Here is a 20,028-nt window from a genome sequence, read left to right as displayed (position 1 = left end):
CGGTCGCCGTGCGGCGGCTAGCATGGAACGGTTATGACCACCGACACTCGGCCCGATGCTCTTCGCGCAAGCGACTCATCGCCGGTCTACCTGGATCACGCCGCCACCACCCCGATGCATCCCGCTGCCATCGAGGCGATGACGGGCGTGCTCGCGACGGTCGGCAACGCCTCGTCGCTGCACGGCACTGGCCGCGCGGCGCGCCGGCGCATGGAGGAATCGCGAGAGAAGCTAGCCAAGCTGCTCGGCGCGCGGCCGTCCGAGGTGATCTTCACCGCGGGCGGCACCGAGAGCGACAACCTGGCGATCAAGGGCGTCTACTGGGCGCGCCGCGACGCCGAACCTCGTCGTCGGCGCATCATCACCACCGCCGTCGAACATCACGCGGTGCTCGACTCGATCGAATGGCTGGCCGAACACGAAGGCGCCGAGGTGACCTGGCTGCCGATCGCATCCGACGGATCGGTCGCCCCCGCCGCACTCCGGGACGCCCTGCAGGAGCACGACGATGTGGCTCTGGTATCGGTGATGTGGGCCAACAACGAGGTCGGCACCATCATGCCGTTACCGGAGCTGGCCGCGGTGGCCGCAGAATTCGATGTTCCGATGCACAGCGACGCGGTGCAGGCAGTCGGCCAGATACCGGTCGACTTCACCGCGAGCGGGTTGTCGGCGATGAGCATCGCGGCGCACAAGTTCGGCGGCCCGACCGGTGTCGGCGCGCTGCTGCTGCGACGCGATACCGCGTGCGTGCCGCTTCTGCACGGCGGCGGTCAGGAACGCGATGTCCGTTCGGGCACACCGGATGTTGCAGGCGCGGTGGCGATGGCCAAGGCCGCAGAGGTGGCGATCGAAAGCATGGAGTCCACCAGCGCCCGCGTGCAGGCGCTGCGCGACCGCCTTGTCGACGGGGTGTTGTCGAGCATCGACGATGTAGTGCTCAACGGCGCGACAGGTGCGCACCGGCTTCCCGGCAACGCGCACTTCACGTTCCGCGGCTGCGAGGGTGATTCGTTGTTGATGCTGATGGACGCCAAAGGCGTCGAATGCTCGACGGGTTCGGCGTGCACGGCTGGTGTCGCGCAGCCTTCGCATGTGCTCATCGCGATGGGCGCCGATCCGGCAAGTGCCCGCGGATCACTGCGGCTTTCGCTGGGCCACACCAGCATCGAGTCGGATGTGGACGCCGCACTCGATGTGCTGCCCGCCGCGGTGGACCGGGCGCGGCAGGCGGCGCTGGCCAGCTCGGGGGCGGTCGAGTAGTGCGGGTTCTCGTCGCGATGAGTGGGGGCGTTGATTCGTCTGTGGCCGCCGCACGCATGGTCGACGCGGGCCACGATGTGGTCGGCGTGCACTTGGCGCTGTCGGCGGCGCCGGGAACATTGCGCACCGGCTCACGGGGGTGCTGCTCAAAAGAAGACGCGGGCGATGCGCGCCGGGTCGCCGATATTCTCGAAATTCCCTTCTACGTATGGGATTTCGCGGACAGATTCAAAGAGGACGTCATCGACGATTTCGTGTCGTCCTATGCCCGCGGAGAGACCCCGAACCCCTGCGTGCGGTGCAACGAGCGGATCAAGTTCTCCGCGCTATCGGCCCGCGCGCTCGCGCTCGGGTTCGACGCCGTCGCGACCGGGCACTACGCGCGGCTGTCGGATGGCAGGCTGCGGCGCGCCGTCGACGGTGACAAGGACCAGTCGTACGTACTCGGTGTGCTGACCGCCGAGCAGCTGCGCCATGCCCTGTTCCCGATCGGTGACACGCCCAAGCCGCAGATCCGCGAGGAGGCCGCACGCCGCGGCCTGGCTGTCGCCGAGAAGCCCGACAGTCACGACATCTGCTTCATCCCGTCCGGCGACACCAAGGCATTCCTCGGAAGCCGAATCGGCGTGCGCCGCGGCACATTGGTGGACGCGGGCGGAACGGTGCTCGCCGAACACGACGGCGTGCACGGCTTCACCATCGGCCAGCGCAAGGGTCTCGGTATTGCAGGCCCAGGCCCCGACGGGCGGCCCCGTTATGTGACGGCCATCGACGCCGACACCGCGACCGTGCACGTCGGCGCCGCCGCCGACCTCGAGGTGTGGGCCCTGACCGGCGCTAACCCCGTGTTCACCTCGGGCGCCGCGCCGCGCGGACCCGTGGAGTGTTCGGTGCAGGTGCGGGCGCACGGCGGCATCGCCGACGCCGTTGCCGAACTGCGCGACGGCGACTTGGTCGCCGATCTGCGCGCGCCGCTGCTTGGTGTTGCCCCGGGCCAGACGATGGTGCTCTACCGCCCCGATGTCGAGGGCGACGAAGTGATCGGCAGCGCCACGATCGCGCGCAGTGCCTAGTCGGGCACCTTGTCCATGATGTTCGTCATGATGATGTCGGGAACCGAGTCGGGGAAAGAACAGAAGGAAACCTCGGCCAGCACCACGTTCTTGATTCGGTAGTCGCGACCGCACGTACCCGAAGACCGCATCCGCAGCGTGTTGGCATCGGCTGTCCAGTCACCGATGAATGTCGACCCGAGTTCCGTTGACCCGCAGTCGTATACCCGGCCGACCAGATCGGCGAATGCGTGCCGCGCGGTCTCCGGATCGCGGTATGCGGCGGCGCCTTCGGAGATCAGCCCGCCGTCGGGCGGATTCTGGAAGGTCGTCTTGTGAAACTCCTCGACCTCCTGGCCGAACGTCTGCGTCTCGGCGAAGTACCACTGGCACTCCTTGGGCGTGCCGTTCATCAGGTCGCTGACGTCGACGGGGATCTTGCCGTCCATGCTCGGCACGATCGTTAGGCTCTCGCCCGCGCCCGTGATCGCCCGCATCTGAGCCTGGTCGAGCATCACCGACTCGACGTCCACGGGCGAATGCGATTCGTCGTCGATGCCGGGAGCGGCCCGCGTTGCCGAGCCCGCGATGGTCTGCGCGCACCCGGCGGCCAGCAGGGTGGCGGCACTCAACGCCGCCAGTCGGGCTGCCGCAGAGGACATGGAGTCGGCTCCTTCCTGTTTCGCAGACTAACGCGTGTGGCGCGTGTGGCGAATAGTGTTGGTGAAGTGACTGAAGATCGTGATCTCGCTCCTCCCGAACACGCCTTCGCCGCGGGTACCGGCATCGGATCCTGGCCGGGCGCATCGGCGCGGGAGGCCGCCGAGATCGTGGTCGGTGAGTTGCATCGACTGCCGCACCTGGTGGAGTTGCCGGCCCGCGGAATCGGCGCCGACCTGATCGGGCGGGCCGGTGCTTTGCTCGTCGACATCACCATCGACACCGTGCCCCGTGGTTACCGCGTCGCCGCAGGGCGCAGTGCCGTGACCCGGCGGGCGGCCAGCTTGCTGGCCGAAGACATCGACGCACTCGAGGAGGCGTGGGAGAAGGCTGGCCTGCGCGGGGCGCAGCGCACCATCAAGGTGCAGGCGCCGGGGCCGATCACGCTCGCCGCGCACCTGGAACTCAGCGGCGGCCACCGGGCGATCACGGATCCAGGCGCCGTGCGCGACCTGGCGCGGTCGCTGGCCGAAGGCGTGGCGGCACACCGCGCCGAGGTTGCCCGCCGACTGGAATGCCACGTCGTCGTCCAGTTCGACGAGCCGTCACTGCCCGCGGCGCTGGCGGGCAGGCTCACCGGCGTGTCCAGCCTGTCGCCGGTGCACCCGGTCGACGAACCGGTGGCGGCCGCGCTGCTCGACGAATGTGCGGCGGTGGTCGGTGGCGAGGTGGCGCTGCACAGCTGTTCGGGCGGGCTGCCCTGGCCGATGCTTGGGCGCAGCGCTCTGCGCGCGGTGTCGTTCGACCTGTCGACACTTACGGCTGCCGACCTCGACGGCGTTGGCGAGTTCGTCGAATCGGGTCGCGTTGTGATGCTCGGCGTCGTGCCTACCGCTGCGCCCGGCAACCGCCCGTCCGCCGAGGAGGTGTCCGGTTTGGTGGTCGACTTCACCGATCGACTTGGCTTCCCCCGTGCGTCGCTGCCTGACCGGGTCGGCGTCACGCCGACATGCGGGATGGCAGGCGCGACCCCCCAATGGGCCCGCACCGCGATCGAACTCGCACAGAAGGCGGCCGACGCCATCGCAGACGACCCCGCCGCGATCTTGAAATAGTGTTTGCCAGGCAAAGGTCTGTGCGACAATGCAACCGGGGAACCTGGGTTTGGCAAAACCCAGTGGGTCAGGAAAGGGATCGTGGCGCACTCGACTGTTCGCTTTGCGGCGGGAGCCGGCGTCGTCGCCTCTCTGTTGATCGGCGGCCCGAACCCCGCGCAGGCGCAGGCCGACGGGCACGCCCTAGGCCCGTACGCCAACGACGACTACCAGAACATCGGCTCGAGCGGCCAAAGTAACGGCCTCAAACGTCCCGTGTCGAATTGGGTCAACGACGTCCCCAGCGTTTTGGGGATCGGGGATAAAGACCCGAAACCGAATCTCGATCCTCCGCCGATGGATCTCGGAACCGGCGGCAGCGTTCTCGAGGACGTCCCCACCGTGAGCAGCTTCTCTGCCGAAGAGCCAATCGCCATGCGATCTGCGGCCGTGGTCGCGGCGCCAGCAGGCGATAACGTAGCCGCCGCCGCACCGCGCTCTGGGGGCGGCTATTCGGGCCGGCCCGTGACGTCGTTCCAGGCACCGCGGGTCACCATCGGCAACGGCCGTACACCCGGTACGCACGTTCGGCGGCCGGGTCCCGCGCCAAGCGCGGTACTTCTGCACGACACCCTGGTTTCGCCGGCGGCCGCGCCACCCGCGCCCGCCGCGATCGAGATCAACATTCCGCCCCTGCCGCCACCGCTGCCGCCGGTTGAGTTCATCGGACCTGCCGAGATGGTCACCGGGCAGTTGGGTACCTCGACGACCGACACGGTGACCGATCCGCTGGCTGGGCTCGCCGGGTTGATCCTGTTACCGGCCATCGGGGCGGTACTCGGCTTCCGGCAGGCGAGGGCGGCCCAGTCGTTGCGGGACTCACTCCGCACGTGAGTCTTGGCGCAGATCCTTGCGCAGGATTTTGCCCGATGCCGATTTGGGGATCGCGTCGATGAACGCCACCTGACGAACCTTCTTGTAGGGTGCGACCTCGGCGGCGACGAAGTCCATCACCTCGTCCTCGGTCAGCTCGGCTCCTGACTGCTTGACCACGAACGCCTTTGGCACCTCTTCACCCGATTCGGGGTCGCGCACCCCGATCACCGCGGAATCGGCGATCGCGGGATGGGTGAGTAGCAGCGCCTCCAGTTCGGCAGGCGGCACCTGGTAGCCCTTGTACTTGATGAGTTCCTTGAGCCGGTCGACGATGTAGACGCAGCCGGAGGAATCGACGCGGGCCATATCTCCGGTGCGCAGCCAACCGTCGTCGTCGATGGTTTCGCTGGTGGCCTCGTCGTTGCCGAGGTAGCCGGCCATCACGTTCGGGCCCTTGAACCACAGTTCGCCGGTCTCGCTGAGACCCTTTGCGGGAAGGTCGATTTCATCGCCGGAGTCGGGGTCGATGAGCTTGGAGGCCGAGTTCGCCGCGGTCCAGCCTGCGGCGCCGATGGGGGCGACGGACCCGACGAGACGTTGACCGCCGTCCAGCGGAGTGCAGTGGCTGACGGGGCTGAGTTCGGTCATGCCGTAGCCCTGCACCACGCGACAACCGATTCGGTCGGCGACGGCGTGGCCGAGATCCTCGTCCAGCGGTGCGGCGCCGGACAGCACCGCGCGCAGCGTCGACACGTCATAGTCGTTCACCAGCGGATGCTTGGCCAGCGCAACCGCCACCGGCGGCGCGATGTAGGCAACCGTCACTTTGTGGTTGGCGATGTTGGCAAGGAACTCCTCGAGATCGAAGCTTCCCATCATGATCAGGCGTGCCCGCGCATGCAGAACGGCGTTGAGCAACACCGTCATTCCGTAGATGTGGAAGAACGGCATGATCGCGATCACCACGTCGTCGGGCTGGACGTCCTGCACAGGGCGGGTCTGAGCGACGTTGGCCACCAGGTTGCGGTGCGTGAGCATCACGCCCTTGGGATTGCCCGTCGTGCCGGAGCTGTAGGGCAGCACGGCAAGGTGGGTCGCGGGGTCGAAGTTGACCTCCGGCGCGGCCGCCCCCGCACCGAGAAGGTCCGCGGCGCTCGGGTGGCCGTCCGCGCCGTCGAGCACCACCAGCTGGTCGTCGGACATGCCCAACGCCGCGGCGGCCTCCTTGGCCTGGGGGAGCAGCGCGCTGACGACGATGAGCATCTTGGCCTTCGAGTCGGTCAGCTGCTTGACGATGTCCTTGGCGGTGAACAACACATTGATCGTGGTTGCGGTCGCACCGGCGCGCAGGATGCCGTGGAATGCGATCGCGAACGCCGTGCTGTTCGGCGCCAGCAATCCGACTACGTCGCCGACGCCGATGCCGCGATCAGCCAACGCACCGGCGAATGAATCAATTTTGCCAACTGCGTCGCGGTAGCTGGTTTCGCTGCCGGTCTTCGCATCCACCAGCGCGACGCGGTCGGCGTCGATGTCGTCGATGTTGCCGAACAGGTATTCGTAGACGCTGGCTGCCGGGATCTCGACGTCGGGGAACGGGCTCGCGAAGCTCATGGCCTCGATAGAACCATGTCGGCCGTGCGCCGGTTCAGACTTCGTCGAGCCGTTGGATGAGCTTCTTCGGCGCGACCATTCGAAACGACGCATCGATGAGCTCGCGCACCTCGCCCCAGTCGACCTTCTTCGTCGCGCTGAGATCCAGCCCGAGCCAGCCCGACGGGCCAAGGTACGCCGGGTAGAAGAATCGCTTGTCCTGCTCGAGTGCCCTGCGGTCGCTCTCGTCGACCTTGACCATGATCGAGTGCGGGTACTGGATGTAGTCACCCTTGGTCTCGGGCTTGACGCTGCCGCCGTACATGGCGAACATCTTCGACACGAAGAAGGCGGGCCTGCCGTGGGAGACCTTTTCGAACGCGTCGGGGAAACCAAGGGCGATGGTCCGCACTTGCGCCAGCCCGAGGTCGTCGTCGCGGAACATGACCGGGTGGGGCATGCCGACAAGCTACCCGTTGCGCGACATCTGCTCGGCGCGGATGTCCTCGTGCATCTCCCACGGCGCCTGCGGCAGCACCCGGCCGGTTTCCAGAAGCGATTTCAGGTTCGACAGCACCGCGGGCCAGCCTGCCGACACGGCCCGCAGGTCGGACGGGTCTGTGAGCCCGTCATGCGTCACAGTGAGCCGAACGATGTCGTGGTGCGGCTCGATGTCGAAGCGCACCACCGACGGCGCGCCCGACTCGTCGGAGCCGCCGAACGTCATGACGAGACGGTGCGGCGGCGTCGCCTCGATCACCTCGCCGACGACGTCGGCGATGCCCGAACCGTCGGTGCGCCGGTGCTCCCAACGCGATCCGGGCTGCCAGTCCGACACATTGCTGTGTCCCCAGTAATCCGCGGTGAGGTCGGCGTCGGTGAGCGCCTCCCAGACCTTCTCGGGGGTGCTGTGGATGTAGGTCACGTACACAAACGATGGCTTGCCGTCCGTCGCGGCCATTTCCGCCTCCTCTGCCTGTCGCTTCAGCGCGCGTAGCGCGTGAAGCCGTTGGTGTTCGAACTCCTGGATCCAGCGGTATGTAATCTCCTGCAGCGGAACGGGATTCAAGTAGTGCAACTTGAGCCGTCCACGCCGCACGCTGCTGATGAGATTGGCGGACTCGAGCACCGCAAGATGCTGGCTCACCGACTGGCGTGCCATTTCGAGGTACTCGCACAGTTGGCCAAGCGTCTGGCCGTTGTCCTTACGCAGCCGGTCCAGCAGCAACCGGCGGCCCGGATCCGCGAGTGCCTTGAAGACCATGTCCATCTGGTCGTCCGCCACCCGATCATTATGCAGGTATTTACCTGCATAATGTCAAATGCGCAGGTGGAGCCGTCTGGTCTGGTGGACTTTCGTGTCACAGTCCTCCGATAGCCTGCGAGGGTGAGCCCCAAGGCAACCGACGCGCGCAAGGCACTTGCCGAGCAGTCCGAAGACGCCCCCGACGCCGATCTGCGCCGCCGTTGGCAGGAACTTGCCGATGAGGTGCGTGACCATCAGTTCCGCTACTACGTCAGGGACTCGCCGATCGTCTCCGACGCGGAGTTCGACACGATGTTGCGCGAACTGCAGGCGCTCGAAGACGACCACCCCGAGCTGCGTACCCCCGATTCGCCGACGCAGCTCGTCGGCGGCGCGGGCTTCGCGACCGAATTCACCTCCGCCGACCATCTCGAGCGGATGCTGAGCCTGGACAACGTCTTCACTCCCGAGGAGCTCGCGGCGTGGGCGGCGCGCACCAGGGGTGAGATCGGAGACGACGCCCACTACCTGTGCGAGCTGAAGATCGACGGTGTCGCGCTTGCATTGGTGTATCGAGGCGGAAAGCTGCAGCGCGCAGCGACCCGCGGTGACGGCCGCACCGGTGAGGACGTCACGCTCAACGCCCGCACAATCGACGACATACCCGAGAAGCTGAGCGGCTCAAAGGAGTTCCCGGTACCGCGGGTGCTCGAGGTGCGCGGCGAGGTGTTCTTCCGGGTCGCCGACTTCGAGGACCTCAACGCCGGTTTGGTTGCAGAGGGCAAGCCGCCGTTCGCCAATCCGCGCAACAGTGCCGCCGGCTCACTGCGGCAGAAAAACCCCGCGGTCACTGCGCGCCGCAAGCTCAGGATGATCTGCCACGGCCTCGGTCATTCGGAGGGCTTCAGCCCGAAGACGCTGCACGACGCGTATCTGGCCCTCAAGTCGTGGGGCCTGCCGGTGTCGGATCACACCACGAAGGTCAAGGGCATCGACGCCGTCACCGAACGCATCGCCTACTGGGGCGAACATCGCCACGACGTCGAACACGAAATCGACGGTGTGGTTGTCAAGGTCGACGAGGTGGCGCTGCAACGGCGGCTCGGGTCGACGTCGAGGGCGCCGAGGTGGGCGATCGCCTACAAGTACCCGCCGGAAGAGGCGACCACCAAGCTGCTCGACATCAAGGTCAACGTGGGGCGCACCGGCCGGGTCACGCCGTTCGCCTTCATGGAACCCGTCAAGGTCGCCGGGTCGACGGTCAGCCAGGCCACCCTGCACAACGCATCGGAGGTCAAGCGCAAAGGGGTGCTGATCGGCGACACGGTGGTCATCCGCAAGGCGGGCGACGTCATCCCCGAAGTGCTTGGGCCCGTCGTCGACCTGCGCGACGGCTCCGAACGCGAATTCGTCATGCCCACAGCGTGTCCCGAGTGCGGTACAAAGCTTGCCCCGGCCAAGGAGGGCGACGCCGACATCCGCTGCCCCAACACCCGGTCGTGCCCGGCGCAACTGCGGGAGCGGGTCTTCCACGTCGCGGGGCGCGGAGCGTTCGACATCGAAGGCCTTGGTTACGAAGCGGCGGTCGCGCTACTTCAGGCCGGCGTCATCACCGACGAAGGGGACCTCTTCACCCTCGGCAGCGCGGATCTGCTGAGCACCGAGCTGTTCACGACCAAGGACGGCAACCTGTCGGCCAACGGCAAGCGCCTATTGGTGAACCTGCACGAAGCCAAGGCGCAACCGTTGTGGCGGGTGCTCGTCGCATTGTCGATCCGGCACGTCGGCCCGACGGCTGCGCGCGCGCTGGCAACCGAATACGGCAGCCTCGACGCGATCATGGCGGCCTCCGAGGAGGAGTTGTCGGCGGTCGAAGGGGTTGGCCCGACCATCGCCGCCGCCGTCACCGAGTGGTTCACCGTCGACTGGCACCGAGCCATCATCGACAAATGGAAGGCCGCGGGCGTGCGGATGGCCGATGAACGCGATGCCAGCATCGAACGCACGCTGGAGGGTCTTTCCATCGTGGTGACCGGTTCGCTGACCGGGTTCTCCCGCGACGACGCCAAGGAGGCGATCGTCGCACGCGGGGGAAAGGCGGCGGGTTCGGTGTCGAAGAAGACGGCGTACCTGGTGGCAGGCGATTCGCCAGGCTCGAAGTATGACAAGGCCGTCGAGCTCGGCGTGCCCGTCCTCGACGAGGCCGGCTTCGCCCGATTGCTGGAGAGCGGCCCGGACGGGGTGTGACGGCTCAGCGCAGGAGAGTCGCGACGATCCCGGCGAGGTAGCCCAGCCGCGCGACCTCCGACGGCCGGAACGCCGGACCGCCCGGCCGGCCAAGCACCACCGCGGTGTGCTGATCGCCCAACGGCGCGGCGGCCAACGTCGTGCCCATGTCCCGCCACACCTGAGGCACCCAATCGGCGTCACCGTCGAGCGCCGTGGCGGACTCGATCGGCAACCACGGCACTTCATCGGTGTGCGTCTCCGGGGCGCCGTGGCTGCCGACGATGCGCTCGATGCCCGATTCGGTCAGCCGCGCCACGGTGCACCAGCCGACACGCAACACGTGTGGCGCCTCGTCGGCAAGGACCTGCAGTCTCGCGTGCCTGTCCGGCGCGGCGGCGATGTGGTCGACCAGTTCCAGCTCCCGATGGGCCTCAAGCAGCCCGGTGTGCGGCCGGATGCTGTCCACCCGCACCCCGTTGAGGTTCTCCGCTGCGGTGATCAGCATGTCGGGCATCGCCCCTGGTGGCAGTTCGACGACCAGGTCGTCGATGGCGAAGCCCGCGCCGCGCTCCACCACATCGAGGGACAGGATGTCGGCGCCTACCGAGCCGAGCGCCACGGCCAGCGAGCCGAGGCTGCCCGGTCGATCCTCCAGCTGGACCCGCAGCAGATACGAAGGCACGCGCACACTGTTGCACAGGGGCACGGGGTCGGCATTCCGGCCGACGACCGCTTGCGGGAGGAGTCGACAGCCGTGCGCGGCGCTTGACTAGGCTTGGGAGTCGTGCAGATCTCCCGAGACGAGGTAGCCCACCTCGCCCGCCTGGCTCGACTCGCCCTGACCGACGACGAGCTGGAAAGCTTCGCCGGCCAGCTCGGCGCCATCCTCGAGCATGTCGGTCAGATCCAGGCCGTCGACGTGACCGGAGTCGCGGCCACCGACAACCCGCTGAAATCGGTCAACGTCACCCGGCCGGACGTCGTCGAGCCTGGGCTGTCGCAGGAGCAGGCGCTGGCGCAGGCGCCGAAGTCGGCCGAGGGCCGATTCGCGGTACCGCGGATTCTGGGGGAGGCCGAATGAGCACCCGAAGGCGAGCGCGAGTGAGGATCGCAGCGCAGCGAGCACCGGAGCGAGCGGGAGTCGAGGCATGAGCACCGAGTTGACCAGGCTCGACGCGGCAACGCTGGGGGCCAAGATCGCCGCAAAGGAGCTGTCGTCGGTAGAGGTGACCAGGGCCTACCTGGACCGGATCGCCGAAACTGACGGCCGGTACCGGGCCTTCCTGCACGTCGCGCAGGAGCAGGCGCTGGCCGCGGCCGCCGACGTGGACGCCACCGTCGCCGCCGGAGATGAGCTGCCGTCACCGCTCGCCGGTGTTCCGTTGGCGCTCAAGGACGTCTTCACCACCACCGACATGCCGACCACCTGCGGGTCGAAGATCCTCGAGGGCTGGACGTCGCCCTACGACTCGACGGTCGCGACGCGCCTGCGTGCCGCGGGGATCCCGATCCTGGGCAAGACGAACATGGACGAGTTCGCGATGGGTTCGTCCACCGAGAACTCGGCGTTCGGGCCGACGCGCAATCCCTGGGACGTCGACCGGGTGCCCGGCGGGTCCGGCGGCGGCAGTGCGGCGGCGCTTGCTGCGTTCCAGGCCCCGTTGGCGATCGGATCGGATACGGGCGGTTCGATCCGCCAGCCCGCCGCGCTGACCGCGACGGTCGGGGTCAAACCCACCTACGGCACGGTGTCGCGCTACGGCCTGATCGCGTGTGCGTCGTCGCTGGATCAGGGCGGCCCGTGCGCCCGCACGGTGCTCGACACCGCGCTGCTGCACCAGGTGATCGCCGGTCACGACCCGAGGGATTCGACCTCGATCGACGCTGAGGTGCCCGACATCGTTGCCGCGGCGAAGGCGGGCGCAGGCGGCGACCTGCGCGGTGTCAAGGTCGGCGTGGTCCGACAGCTGCGAGGTGACGGCTATCAGGAAGGCGTGCTGTCGTCGTTCAACGCAGCGGTCGACAAGCTCACCGAGCTGGGCGCCGAGGTGTCCGAAGTCGACTGCCCGCACTTCGACTTCTCGCTGCCCGCTTACTACCTGATCCTGCCGTCGGAGGTGTCGTCGAACCTGGCCCGGTTCGACGGCATGCGGTACGGCCTTCGGGTCGGCGACGACGGGACACACAGTGCCGAGGAGGTGATGGCGCTGACGCGCGCGGCCGGTTTCGGTCCAGAAGTGAAGCGCCGCATCATGATTGGCACATACGCGCTGTCGGCGGGCTATTACGACGCCTACTACAACCAGGCTCAGAAGGTGCGCACGCTGATCGCCCGTGATCTCGACGAGGCCTATCGGAAGGTCGACGTGCTGGTCTCACCGGCGACCCCGACCACCGCGTTCCCGCTGGGGGAGAAGGTCGACGATCCGCTCGCGATGTATCTGTTCGACCTCTGCACGCTGCCGCTGAACCTGGCCGGGCACTGCGGGATGTCGGTGCCGTCGGGTCTGTCACCCGACGACAATCTGCCGGTCGGACTGCAGATCATGGCCCCTGCGCTGGCCGACGACCGGCTCTACCGCGTCGGCGCCGCATACGAGGCGGCCCGCGGGCCACTGCCCGCGGCCGTGTGAAGCCGCCGGTTACCGGGCAAGATAAACACCATGCGCATCGGAATTCTGACCGGCGGCGGCGATTGTCCTGGCCTGAACGCGGTGATACGGGCAATCGTCCGCACGTGTGACGTGCGGTACGGCTCCTCGGTGGTGGGCTTTCTCGACGGTTGGCGCGGTCTGCTCGAGGACCGTCGCATCCAGCTGCGCAATGACGACCGCAACGACCGGCTGCTCGCCAAGGGCGGCACGATGCTCGGCACCGCGCGGGTGCACCCCGACAAGCTGAAGGCGGGCCTCGAGCAGATCCAGCAGACGCTCGACGACAACGGGATCGACGTGCTGATCCCGATCGGCGGCGAGGGCACCCTGACAGCGGCGCACTGGCTGTCCGAGGAGAACGTTCCCGTCGTCGGTGTGCCAAAGACCATCGACAACGACATCGACTGCACCGACGTCACGTTCGGCCATGACACCGCGTTGGGTGTCGCCAGCGAGGCGATCGATCGGCTGCACAGCACGGCCGAATCTCATCAGCGGGTGATGCTCGTCGAGGTGATGGGGCGCCACGCCGGCTGGATCGCGCTGAACGCCGGTCTGGCCTCTGGTGCGCACATGACACTGATTCCCGAGCAGCCCTTCGACGTCGAGGAGGTGTGCCGGCTGATCAAGCAGCGCTTCGTGCGCGGCGATGCGCATTTCATCTGTGTGGTGGCCGAAGGCGCCAAACCCTCTGAGGGCTCGATGAAGTTGCGCGAGGGCGGTGTTGACGAGTTCGGGCACGAGAAGTTCACCGGCGTCGCCCAGCAGCTGGCCTACGAGGTCGAGAAGCGGATCAACAAAGAGGTGCGGGTGACCGTTCTTGGCCACGTGCAGCGCGGCGGCACGCCGACCCCGTATGACCGTGTGCTGGCCACCCGCTTCGGTGTCAACGCCGCCGACGCCGCCCACGCGGGCGAATACGGCACGATGGTGTCGCTGCGGGGCCAGGAGATCGGCCGCGTCCCGCTCGCCGATGCCGTCCGCCAGCTGAAACTGGTGCCGCAGAGCCGATACGACGACGCCGCGGAATTCTTCGGGTAGTCAAGCGGCCGTCACGCGGTACTGAAGGCTTCGCGACGGATCATCTGCCACATCGTCGGGGTGTCTTTCGTCGTGGAGACGACGACGGTCTTGCCTGCGCAGGAACTGTCGGCAGCGAGCGTGACCAGGTAGTCCGCCAGGTCGATCCGAGCGGTATAGCCGCCAACCGGATCGACATCGCCTGCAACGTAATTCGTTGGTTTCGGCAGGTCGAACAGTCCAGACGGCCGCACGATCGTCCAGTTCAAGCCGCTGCCGCGGACGACGTCCTCCATCCGGCGCTGGTCGTCGTAGGTGCTCTTGCCGATCGTGCGGGTGATGACGGGTTCGACGAATCGCAGAGCCGCGGGCGGATCGATGCGGTTCGGATAGGGATAGGCGCCCGTCGAGCTTACGACGGCCACGCGTCGCACGTCCGTGTCACGCATTGCGCCGATGATGTTGGCCGCACCCACCGAGTAGGTGTCCAGGCGGCGAAGGCTGAACGGCACGCCCAGGCTCGACAACACCGCGTCGGCGCCGTCGAGGATGCCGGTCAGAGACGAGGGATCCCGCACGTCGCCACCTGCCACCGTCAGCCGATGGTCGGTGAACGGGAACTCATTCGGACGCCGCGTCACGGCGACGGCGTGATGACCGTGTTCGAGGGCCAGTCGCGTCACCAGTCGGCCGGTGCGCCCGTTGGCGCCGAAGATCACTATCCGCATCAGGTACTCCTCATTAGTCCCAGTAAGTGATTATCACATTACGTGACTATCATTCACGGTGCTAGAGTTGCGGATGGCCGAACGCCCGACCGGCATCGCCGAGTTGCACCAGCGCATCCCGTTTCTGCTGTCTCAGCTGGGCGTCTATCTCGCTGACGATTTTGTCCGCCGGCTGGCACCGTTCGGCGTCGAACCCCGCACATATGCGGTTCTCAAGGCGTTGATCGAGGACGACGGGCAGTCGCAGCGTCAGCTGTCCAGCCAGCTCAGCATCCATCGCAACGTGATGGTCGCGATCATCGACAAACTGGAAGACCAGGGACTGGCGAAGCGGATGCCGCACCCGGGGGACCGGCGCGCGTTTGCGGTGACCTTGACCGACAAGGCCCGTAAGCTGCTGCCCGCACTCGATGCGGAGGGGCGCGCCCAGGAGGACGAGATCACCGCGTCGCTCACCGCCGCAGAGCGCAAGATCGTGCTGCGCGACCTGCAGCGGATGTCCGCGGCGGCAGGGCTGATCCCGGGTGTACACCCCAAACTCGTCTAGGCCGTCCCACTAAACTCGCCACCATGACCGCTGCATCCACGGCCGAACTGGTCGACTACGACGACGTCGTCGCACGTTTCGACCCGGTCCTCGGCCTCGAAGTGCACGTCGAGCTGTCGACGGCGACCAAGATGTTCTGTGGCTGCGCCAACCGCTTCGGCGCCGAGCCCAACACGCTGGTGTGCCCGGTATGCCTCGGCCTGCCCGGCTCGCTGCCTGTGCTCAACCAGCTCGCCGTCGAGTCGGCGATGCGGATCGGGCTCGCGCTGAACTGCGAGATCGTGCCGTGGTGCCGGTTCGCGCGGAAGAACTACTTCTACCCAGACATGCCGAAGAACTACCAGATCTCGCAGTACGACGAGCCCATCGCGATCAACGGGTACCTCGACGTTCCGCTCGACGACGGCTCCACCTGGCGGGTGGAGGTCGAACGCGCGCACATGGAGGAGGACACCGGCAAGCTCACCCACCTCGGCAGCGACACCGGTCGGATCGCGGGCGCGACAACATCGCTCATCGACTACAACCGGGCCGGCGTGCCGCTGATCGAGATCGTCACCAAGCCGATCGAGGGTACCGGTGAGCGTGCGCCCGAGATCGCCCGCGCCTACGTGACCGCGCTACGGGACATGTTGCGCGCCTTGGGCGTTTCCGATGTGCGGATGGACCAGGGCTCGATGCGGTGCGACGCGAACGTCTCGCTCAAACCGACCGGCGCGACCGAGTTCGGCACCCGCACCGAGACCAAGAACGTGAACTCGCTGAAGAGTGTCGAGGTCGCCGTCCGCTACGAGATGCGCAGACAGGCAGCGGTTCTCGACTCGGGTGCCAAGATTCACCAAGAGACCAGGCACTTCCACGAGGACGGCTACACATCGCCGGGCCGCAGCAAGGAAACGTCGGAGGACTACCGCTATTTCCCCGAACCCGACCTGGAGCCGATCGCACCCGACGCGGAGTTCGTCGAGAAGTTGCGCAAGACCATTCCGGAGTACCCGTGGTTGCGGCGCAATCGCATTCAACAGGAGTGGGGCATCTCCGACGAGGTCATGCGTGACCTCGTCAACGCGGGTGCCATCGACCTGGTGGCCGCGACCGTCGAACAGGGCGCATCCAGCGAGGCCGCGCGGGCCTGGTGGGGAAACTTCCTGGTGCAGAAGGCCAATGAGGCGGGCGTCGAGCTCGACGGGCTGAACATCACGCCCGCACAGGTTGCCGCGGTCGTCGTGCTGGTCGACGAGGGTAAGCTGTCCAACAAGCTGGCCCGTGGCGTCATCGAGGGGGTGCTCGCTGGCGAGGGTGAGCCCGCCGAGGTGATGGAGGCGCGCGGCCTGGAACTGGTGCGAGACGACTCGCTGATCCAGACAGCCGTTGACGAAGCGCTTGCCGCCAACCCCGATGTGGCAGAAAAGATTCGCGGCGGCAAGATCCAAGCCGCCGGTGCGATCGTCGGCGCCGTGATGAAGGCGACCAAGGGTCAGGCTGACGCGGCGCGCGTGCGCGAGTTGGTGTTGGCGGCCTGCACCTAGTGGCGGCGCTCGACGCTGAACTGATTGCGGCGGTGGAGCGCTCACCAACCGCAACCGCCGCCCACGACCGCTCGGCCTGGGTCGAGATATTCACAATCGATGCTCGTGTCGAGGACCCGTACGGGTCCCAACCCCACGTCGGGCATGAGGAGATCGGCCGGTTCTACGACACCTTCATCGCTCCGCGGCAGATCATCTTCCACCGCGATGTCGACGTGACCGTCGGCGCCGCGGTGGTGCGCGACCTGACGCTCGAAATCGTGATGGCCCCCGAAGTGGCTTTGGATGTTGCGATGCATCTGCGCTATGACCTTCGACGGTCCAACGGGGATTGGGCCATCGAGCGATTGCGCGCGTATTGGGAGCTACCGACGATGGTGTTTCCGATGCTGCGGCACGGCGTGAAGTCGCTGCCGCCGTCCCTGCGGTTGCTCCGTGAACTGCTCCGAAACCAAGGGCTGGGTGGCAGCGCTGGATATCTGGCGGGTTTTCGGCGGCCAGGACGTCGCGTTAGGCGCTGTGTCGCAATGCTTCTCGACGCTGCTGCCGCGGGTGATGAGCTTGCGGCGAGGCGCGCGTTGTGCGACGGCGCCGTCGTGAGCCTCGGCGAAGACACATCGATCGCGGTCGGTCAGTTCGTCGACAGCGTGCGCGGCGGCCGGTGGTTCAAGATGATCGCCACCGGAGACACCGTCAGCGTCTCTGTGGAAACCCCGGCCGGACGCGGTGTGGTTTTCTGTGAAATCCGCAGTGCGGCAGTTGGAGTATCGCGTGTCCGCTACTTCGGCGCCGGCTAGCGGAATCGCCACCTCACGCCGTTTCTCTGCGAGATCGACCCAGCCGGCGCGCGGCTCTACGTGTTGTCGGCGTTGCTGCGCGGGAAGCCGCCGCCCGACGGGAACACCGGGAACACGACGTCGTCGAGTTTCTCGGGGTCACCTGCGGTCTTGTTGACCGTCGCGCCCCACACGTTGCCGTCCGGTGACGTCTGCAGGGCCCATGCGTGGCCGTGCACGTCCTGGCGGACCACTTCCGGCTCGCCGGTGACCGAACCCGTGTCGGGTGCCAGCCGCACCGCCACCGTCTGCTTGGTGTTGATCAGGTTGACCAGCACCGTGCCGTCCAGCGCGGCGCAGCCCGCCACGCCGGGCTTATCGGGCCACGTCCACACGGTGGAGACCTTCGAGTCCTTGGTGATGCGCTGAAGCCGGTCCGCCGTCTGCGTGCGGTCGGTGATGTAGAGGGAGCCGTCCGACGGATCCATGCACAGGCCACCACCGGAACCCAGCCCGCTCAATGCGGTGGTCTGAGGTGCCTGGTCGACGGTCGTGGGCTGCTCGATGCGCAGCACCTTGCCAGCCGGCGACGCCGGATCGGCCGCCAATGCGGGGTCGCCGGCATCGCCGGTGAGCACGGCGAGCGTGGTGGGACTGGTGAACTGGAGGGCGCCCATATTGCCGGTCGCACCCTTGGGAATGCCGGTGAATATCGGCTTGGGGATGTCATCGTCGGCGATGCGGACCACCCGGTTGTCGGTCGGCGTGCTGATGTAGGCATACATCAGCCGGTCCTGCGAGTACGTCGGCGACAGCACGATGTCCATCAGCCCGCCGTCACCGCTCCCGTCGACCGGGATCATGGTCTTGATCTTGGGTTCTGCCCGGACGGAGACCTCTTTGACGGCGCCGGTCACGCGTTCGGCGACCAACGCCGACTGGCTGTCGGGCAGCATGACCAGCCCGCTGGTGCTTTCCAGGCAACCCTGCATCACCCCGGGCGCCGGGCACTCCTTGGGAAACGGCTTGGGCGGCAGCGGAGGGGGCGGCGGGGGAGTCGAGCTGGGCCCCCGCTGCAACTCGGGCTGCGTGGTGAACGGCTGCGACTGGGCGTTGTCGAATCGCGCGCACCCGGACACCGCGAGCAACGCGGCACACGACAATGCGGCGAAGCATCGCATGGGCCCGCGCAGTCTCATGCCCGCCAGGTTACGGATTGTTGCGCGGTGCGCGCCACGCCGGTGCGTTCGTGCCTGCCTTGTCGACCCGCGAACACGGCGGGCGAAGCGCCGCGCCAATCCTCGATTCACCGGTCATCAGCACTTACCCTGAGCTGGTGACCAGTAATCCCAATTGGCAGCGGCCCGACGACCTGGGCCGGCCCACGTCGGCAAGCCTGGTCGACCCCGAGGACGATCTGCCCTCGTCCAATTACGCCGGTGACTTCGAAACCACCGCCATCCCCAACTACAAGACCGGCTCCCAGCCCGGATTCGGCCTGATCGGTGACCCCGAACCGTTGCCGTACGCGCAGTCGGGCGACAGCCATTCCATGGGCACCTACGCCCGACCTGCCGATATCACGCCCGGCTACGACGACCATCGCGCAGACGACCGGCGCGGTACCCAGGATCTCGGCCTGATGCTGCTCCGCTGGGCCGTCGGCGCACTGTTGGTCGCACATGGCCTGCAGAAGGCGTTCGGTTGGTGGGGCGGACCCGGCCTCGACGGCTTCGAGGACTCGCTGACCGCGACCGGCTTCAAATACGCAGACATGCTGACCTACATCGCCACCGGCGGCCAGATCCTCGCAGGCGTGCTCCTGATCCTGGGTCTGTTCACGCCGTTGGCCGCCGCGGGCGCGCTGGCGTACCTGCTCAACGGCCTGCTGGTGGAAGTGAGCGCGGCCCACCAAGACGCCCGGCTGTCGGATTTCCTGACCGACGGACACGAGTACAGGGTGATTCTGGTCGCCGCGGTCGTCGCGATCATCCTCGCCGGGCCAGGCCGATACGGGCTCGACGCCGGCCGCGGTTGGGCCCGTCGACCGTTTGTCGGTTCCTTCGCCGCGCTGCTGATCGGCATCGGCGGCGGCATCGCGCTTTGGGTGTTCCTCAACGGGGCCAACCCACTGGGCTGAGGCTCACTCAGTCGTACGGGTTGGGCACGCGGCCCGCACTGACCTCGGTCAGCTGCGGCAGCGTCGCGAAGGTCACCGCGGGAAGCAGCAGCTCGCCGCCGTCTTTGAGCTGGGCCTGCGCCCAGGAACCCTTGGTGAATCGAAGGCCATCGATGTCCTCCCAGCGCACGGTTCGGCCGCCGAGCAGGCCCCGCGCGGTCACGGTGTCACCGTTGGCGATGGTGCGCAGACGGACGATGTAGGCCGACAGAATCACGGGAATGATCAGAAGCGGCGCGGTCCAGGTGGCGCCCGTCACGATCACCAGCAGGCCCAGCGCCAGGAAACCGACCGCGAAGTGCGCCATCGGGGATATCCGGATCACGACCGGGTCAACAGATGCAGACGGCGGTTGCGAAGTCACGCCTGCCATCGTCGCATTGCGTCGCGCGCAGCACGGAATTTGACGGCTGACCAGTGCGGAGACTACGGTCATCTGTTGTGCAGAACCTGGGCTTGCTCGTAGTAATTGGGTTGCGCGTTGATACCGCGCTAGCCCTGACTCGGGCATAGTCACAAGTATCAGCGCGCAACCCTCGTACAGCGGCCTCGCTGACGGGGGTTTTTTGTTGCCCCAGCAGT

20 protein-coding genes are annotated in these 20,028 nt (G+C 67.1%); 12 read left to right on the top strand and 8 right to left on the bottom strand.

The features are described from left to right. Positions 1–33 precede the first annotated feature (33 nt). A complete protein-coding gene (locus tag D6M19_RS04145; protein WP_123023890.1) occupies positions 34–1,263 on the top strand; it encodes a cysteine desulfurase family protein in 1,230 nt (409 codons plus the stop codon). Then, entirely contained in the window at positions 1,263–2,336 is a 1,074-nt protein-coding gene (gene mnmA / locus D6M19_RS04140) for a tRNA 2-thiouridine(34) synthase MnmA (RefSeq protein WP_123023889.1), read from the top strand. The genes D6M19_RS04145 and mnmA overlap by 1 nt, the downstream gene beginning before the upstream one ends. On the opposite strand, the gene D6M19_RS04135 is transcribed toward mnmA, so the two are convergent. Then, entirely contained in the window at positions 2,333–2,977 is a 645-nt protein-coding gene (locus D6M19_RS04135) for a sensor domain-containing protein (protein ID WP_123024131.1), read from the bottom strand. The genes mnmA and D6M19_RS04135 overlap by 4 nt on opposite strands. Positions 2,978–3,043: 66 nt before the next feature. Between D6M19_RS04135 and D6M19_RS04130 the strand changes: the two genes are divergently transcribed. Beyond that, complete coding sequence (locus D6M19_RS04130; RefSeq protein ID WP_206428458.1) at positions 3,044–4,090, top strand: uroporphyrinogen decarboxylase/cobalamine-independent methonine synthase family protein; 1,047 nt, start codon at positions 3,044–3,046, stop codon at positions 4,088–4,090. An 81-nt stretch (positions 4,091–4,171) separates the two neighbouring features. Then, on the top strand, positions 4,172–4,963 hold the full coding sequence (locus D6M19_RS04125) for a hypothetical protein (protein WP_123023887.1): 792 nt from the start codon (positions 4,172–4,174) through the stop codon (positions 4,961–4,963). On the opposite strand, the gene D6M19_RS04120 is transcribed toward D6M19_RS04125, so the two are convergent. From D6M19_RS04120 to D6M19_RS04110, 3 genes are read right to left on the bottom strand one after another with little or no spacing between them, the layout of a single operon-like run. Continuing rightward, positions 4,949–6,559 carry a 4-coumarate--CoA ligase family protein gene (locus D6M19_RS04120; RefSeq protein ID WP_123023886.1) on the bottom strand — a complete coding sequence of 537 codons (1,611 nt, stop codon included), beginning with the start codon at positions 6,557–6,559 and terminating at the stop codon, positions 4,949–4,951. The genes D6M19_RS04125 and D6M19_RS04120 overlap by 15 nt on opposite strands. A gap of 34 nt (positions 6,560–6,593) precedes the next feature. After that, complete coding sequence (locus D6M19_RS04115; protein ID WP_123023885.1) at positions 6,594–6,998, bottom strand: MmcQ/YjbR family DNA-binding protein; 405 nt, start codon at positions 6,996–6,998, stop codon at positions 6,594–6,596. Positions 6,999–7,007: 9 nt separating this feature from the next. Then, positions 7,008–7,802, bottom strand: coding sequence for an ArsR/SmtB family transcription factor (locus D6M19_RS04110; RefSeq protein ID WP_206428451.1), 795 nt, complete (start codon positions 7,800–7,802; stop codon positions 7,008–7,010). Positions 7,803–7,925: 123 nt separating this feature from the next. Between D6M19_RS04110 and ligA the strand changes: the two genes are divergently transcribed. Next, on the top strand, positions 7,926–10,031 hold the full coding sequence (ligA, locus tag D6M19_RS04105) for an NAD-dependent DNA ligase LigA (protein WP_123023884.1): 2,106 nt from the start codon (positions 7,926–7,928) through the stop codon (positions 10,029–10,031). A 4-nt stretch (positions 10,032–10,035) separates the two neighbouring features. On the opposite strand, the gene D6M19_RS04100 is transcribed toward ligA, so the two are convergent. After that, a complete protein-coding gene (locus D6M19_RS04100) occupies positions 10,036–10,695 on the bottom strand; it encodes an ACT domain-containing protein (RefSeq protein ID WP_123024129.1) in 660 nt (219 codons plus the stop codon). A gap of 102 nt (positions 10,696–10,797) precedes the next feature. Between D6M19_RS04100 and gatC the strand changes: the two genes are divergently transcribed. The 3 genes from gatC to D6M19_RS04085 all read left to right on the top strand — a co-directional run bounded on the left by gatC (position 10,798) and on the right by D6M19_RS04085 (position 13,708). Further along, a complete protein-coding gene (gene gatC, locus D6M19_RS04095; protein WP_407665291.1) occupies positions 10,798–11,094 on the top strand; it encodes an Asp-tRNA(Asn)/Glu-tRNA(Gln) amidotransferase subunit GatC in 297 nt (98 codons plus the stop codon). Between the two features lie 67 nt (positions 11,095–11,161). Continuing rightward, positions 11,162–12,646 (top strand): Asp-tRNA(Asn)/Glu-tRNA(Gln) amidotransferase subunit GatA, encoded by a 1,485-nt coding sequence (gene gatA, locus D6M19_RS04090; RefSeq protein ID WP_123023882.1) that lies wholly within the window; start codon positions 11,162–11,164, stop codon positions 12,644–12,646. 30 nt (positions 12,647–12,676) lie between these two features. Then, the gene (locus tag D6M19_RS04085) at positions 12,677–13,708 is read left to right on the top strand and encodes an ATP-dependent 6-phosphofructokinase (RefSeq protein WP_123023881.1); all 1,032 of its coding nucleotides are present in this window, start codon (positions 12,677–12,679) and stop codon (positions 13,706–13,708) included. Between the two features lie 11 nt (positions 13,709–13,719). Here D6M19_RS04085 and D6M19_RS04080 read toward each other — a convergent pair whose 3' ends face one another. Further along, positions 13,720–14,415, bottom strand: a complete 696-nt coding sequence (locus D6M19_RS04080) for an NAD(P)-dependent oxidoreductase (protein WP_123023880.1) — start codon at positions 14,413–14,415, stop codon at positions 13,720–13,722. A gap of 73 nt (positions 14,416–14,488) precedes the next feature. On the opposite strand from D6M19_RS04080, the gene D6M19_RS04075 reads away from it, so the two are divergent. The 3 genes from D6M19_RS04075 to D6M19_RS04065 are packed head-to-tail and all read left to right on the top strand — an operon-like array spanning position 14,489 to position 17,288. After that, on the top strand, positions 14,489–14,962 hold the full coding sequence (locus D6M19_RS04075) for a MarR family winged helix-turn-helix transcriptional regulator (RefSeq protein ID WP_123023879.1): 474 nt from the start codon (positions 14,489–14,491) through the stop codon (positions 14,960–14,962). 23 nt (positions 14,963–14,985) lie between these two features. Then, positions 14,986–16,491, top strand: a complete 1,506-nt coding sequence (gene gatB, locus D6M19_RS04070) for an Asp-tRNA(Asn)/Glu-tRNA(Gln) amidotransferase subunit GatB (protein WP_123023878.1) — start codon at positions 14,986–14,988, stop codon at positions 16,489–16,491. Then, positions 16,491–17,288, top strand: coding sequence for a ketosteroid isomerase family protein (locus D6M19_RS04065; RefSeq protein WP_123023877.1), 798 nt, complete (start codon positions 16,491–16,493; stop codon positions 17,286–17,288). The genes gatB and D6M19_RS04065 overlap by 1 nt, the downstream gene beginning before the upstream one ends. A gap of 56 nt (positions 17,289–17,344) precedes the next feature. Here the strand turns inward: D6M19_RS04065 and D6M19_RS04060 are convergent, their stop codons facing one another. Then, on the bottom strand, positions 17,345–18,466 hold the full coding sequence (locus D6M19_RS04060) for a PQQ-dependent sugar dehydrogenase (RefSeq protein WP_123023876.1): 1,122 nt from the start codon (positions 18,464–18,466) through the stop codon (positions 17,345–17,347). A 137-nt stretch (positions 18,467–18,603) separates the two neighbouring features. On the opposite strand from D6M19_RS04060, the gene D6M19_RS04055 reads away from it, so the two are divergent. Next, entirely contained in the window at positions 18,604–19,407 is an 804-nt protein-coding gene (locus tag D6M19_RS04055) for a DoxX family protein (protein ID WP_234834690.1), read from the top strand. A gap of 7 nt (positions 19,408–19,414) precedes the next feature. Here the strand turns inward: D6M19_RS04055 and D6M19_RS04050 are convergent, their stop codons facing one another. Beyond that, positions 19,415–19,819, bottom strand: a complete 405-nt coding sequence (locus D6M19_RS04050) for a PH domain-containing protein (RefSeq protein ID WP_123023875.1) — start codon at positions 19,817–19,819, stop codon at positions 19,415–19,417. Between the last annotated feature and the right edge of the window lie 209 nt (positions 19,820–20,028).

It is taken from the genome of Mycolicibacterium stellerae, assembly GCF_003719305.1.
GTDB lineage: Bacteria > Actinomycetota > Actinomycetes > Mycobacteriales > Mycobacteriaceae > Mycobacterium > Mycobacterium stellerae.
Note: the sequence above shows the minus strand (reverse complement) of the source record. Positions and strands in the feature narration are given on the sequence as shown.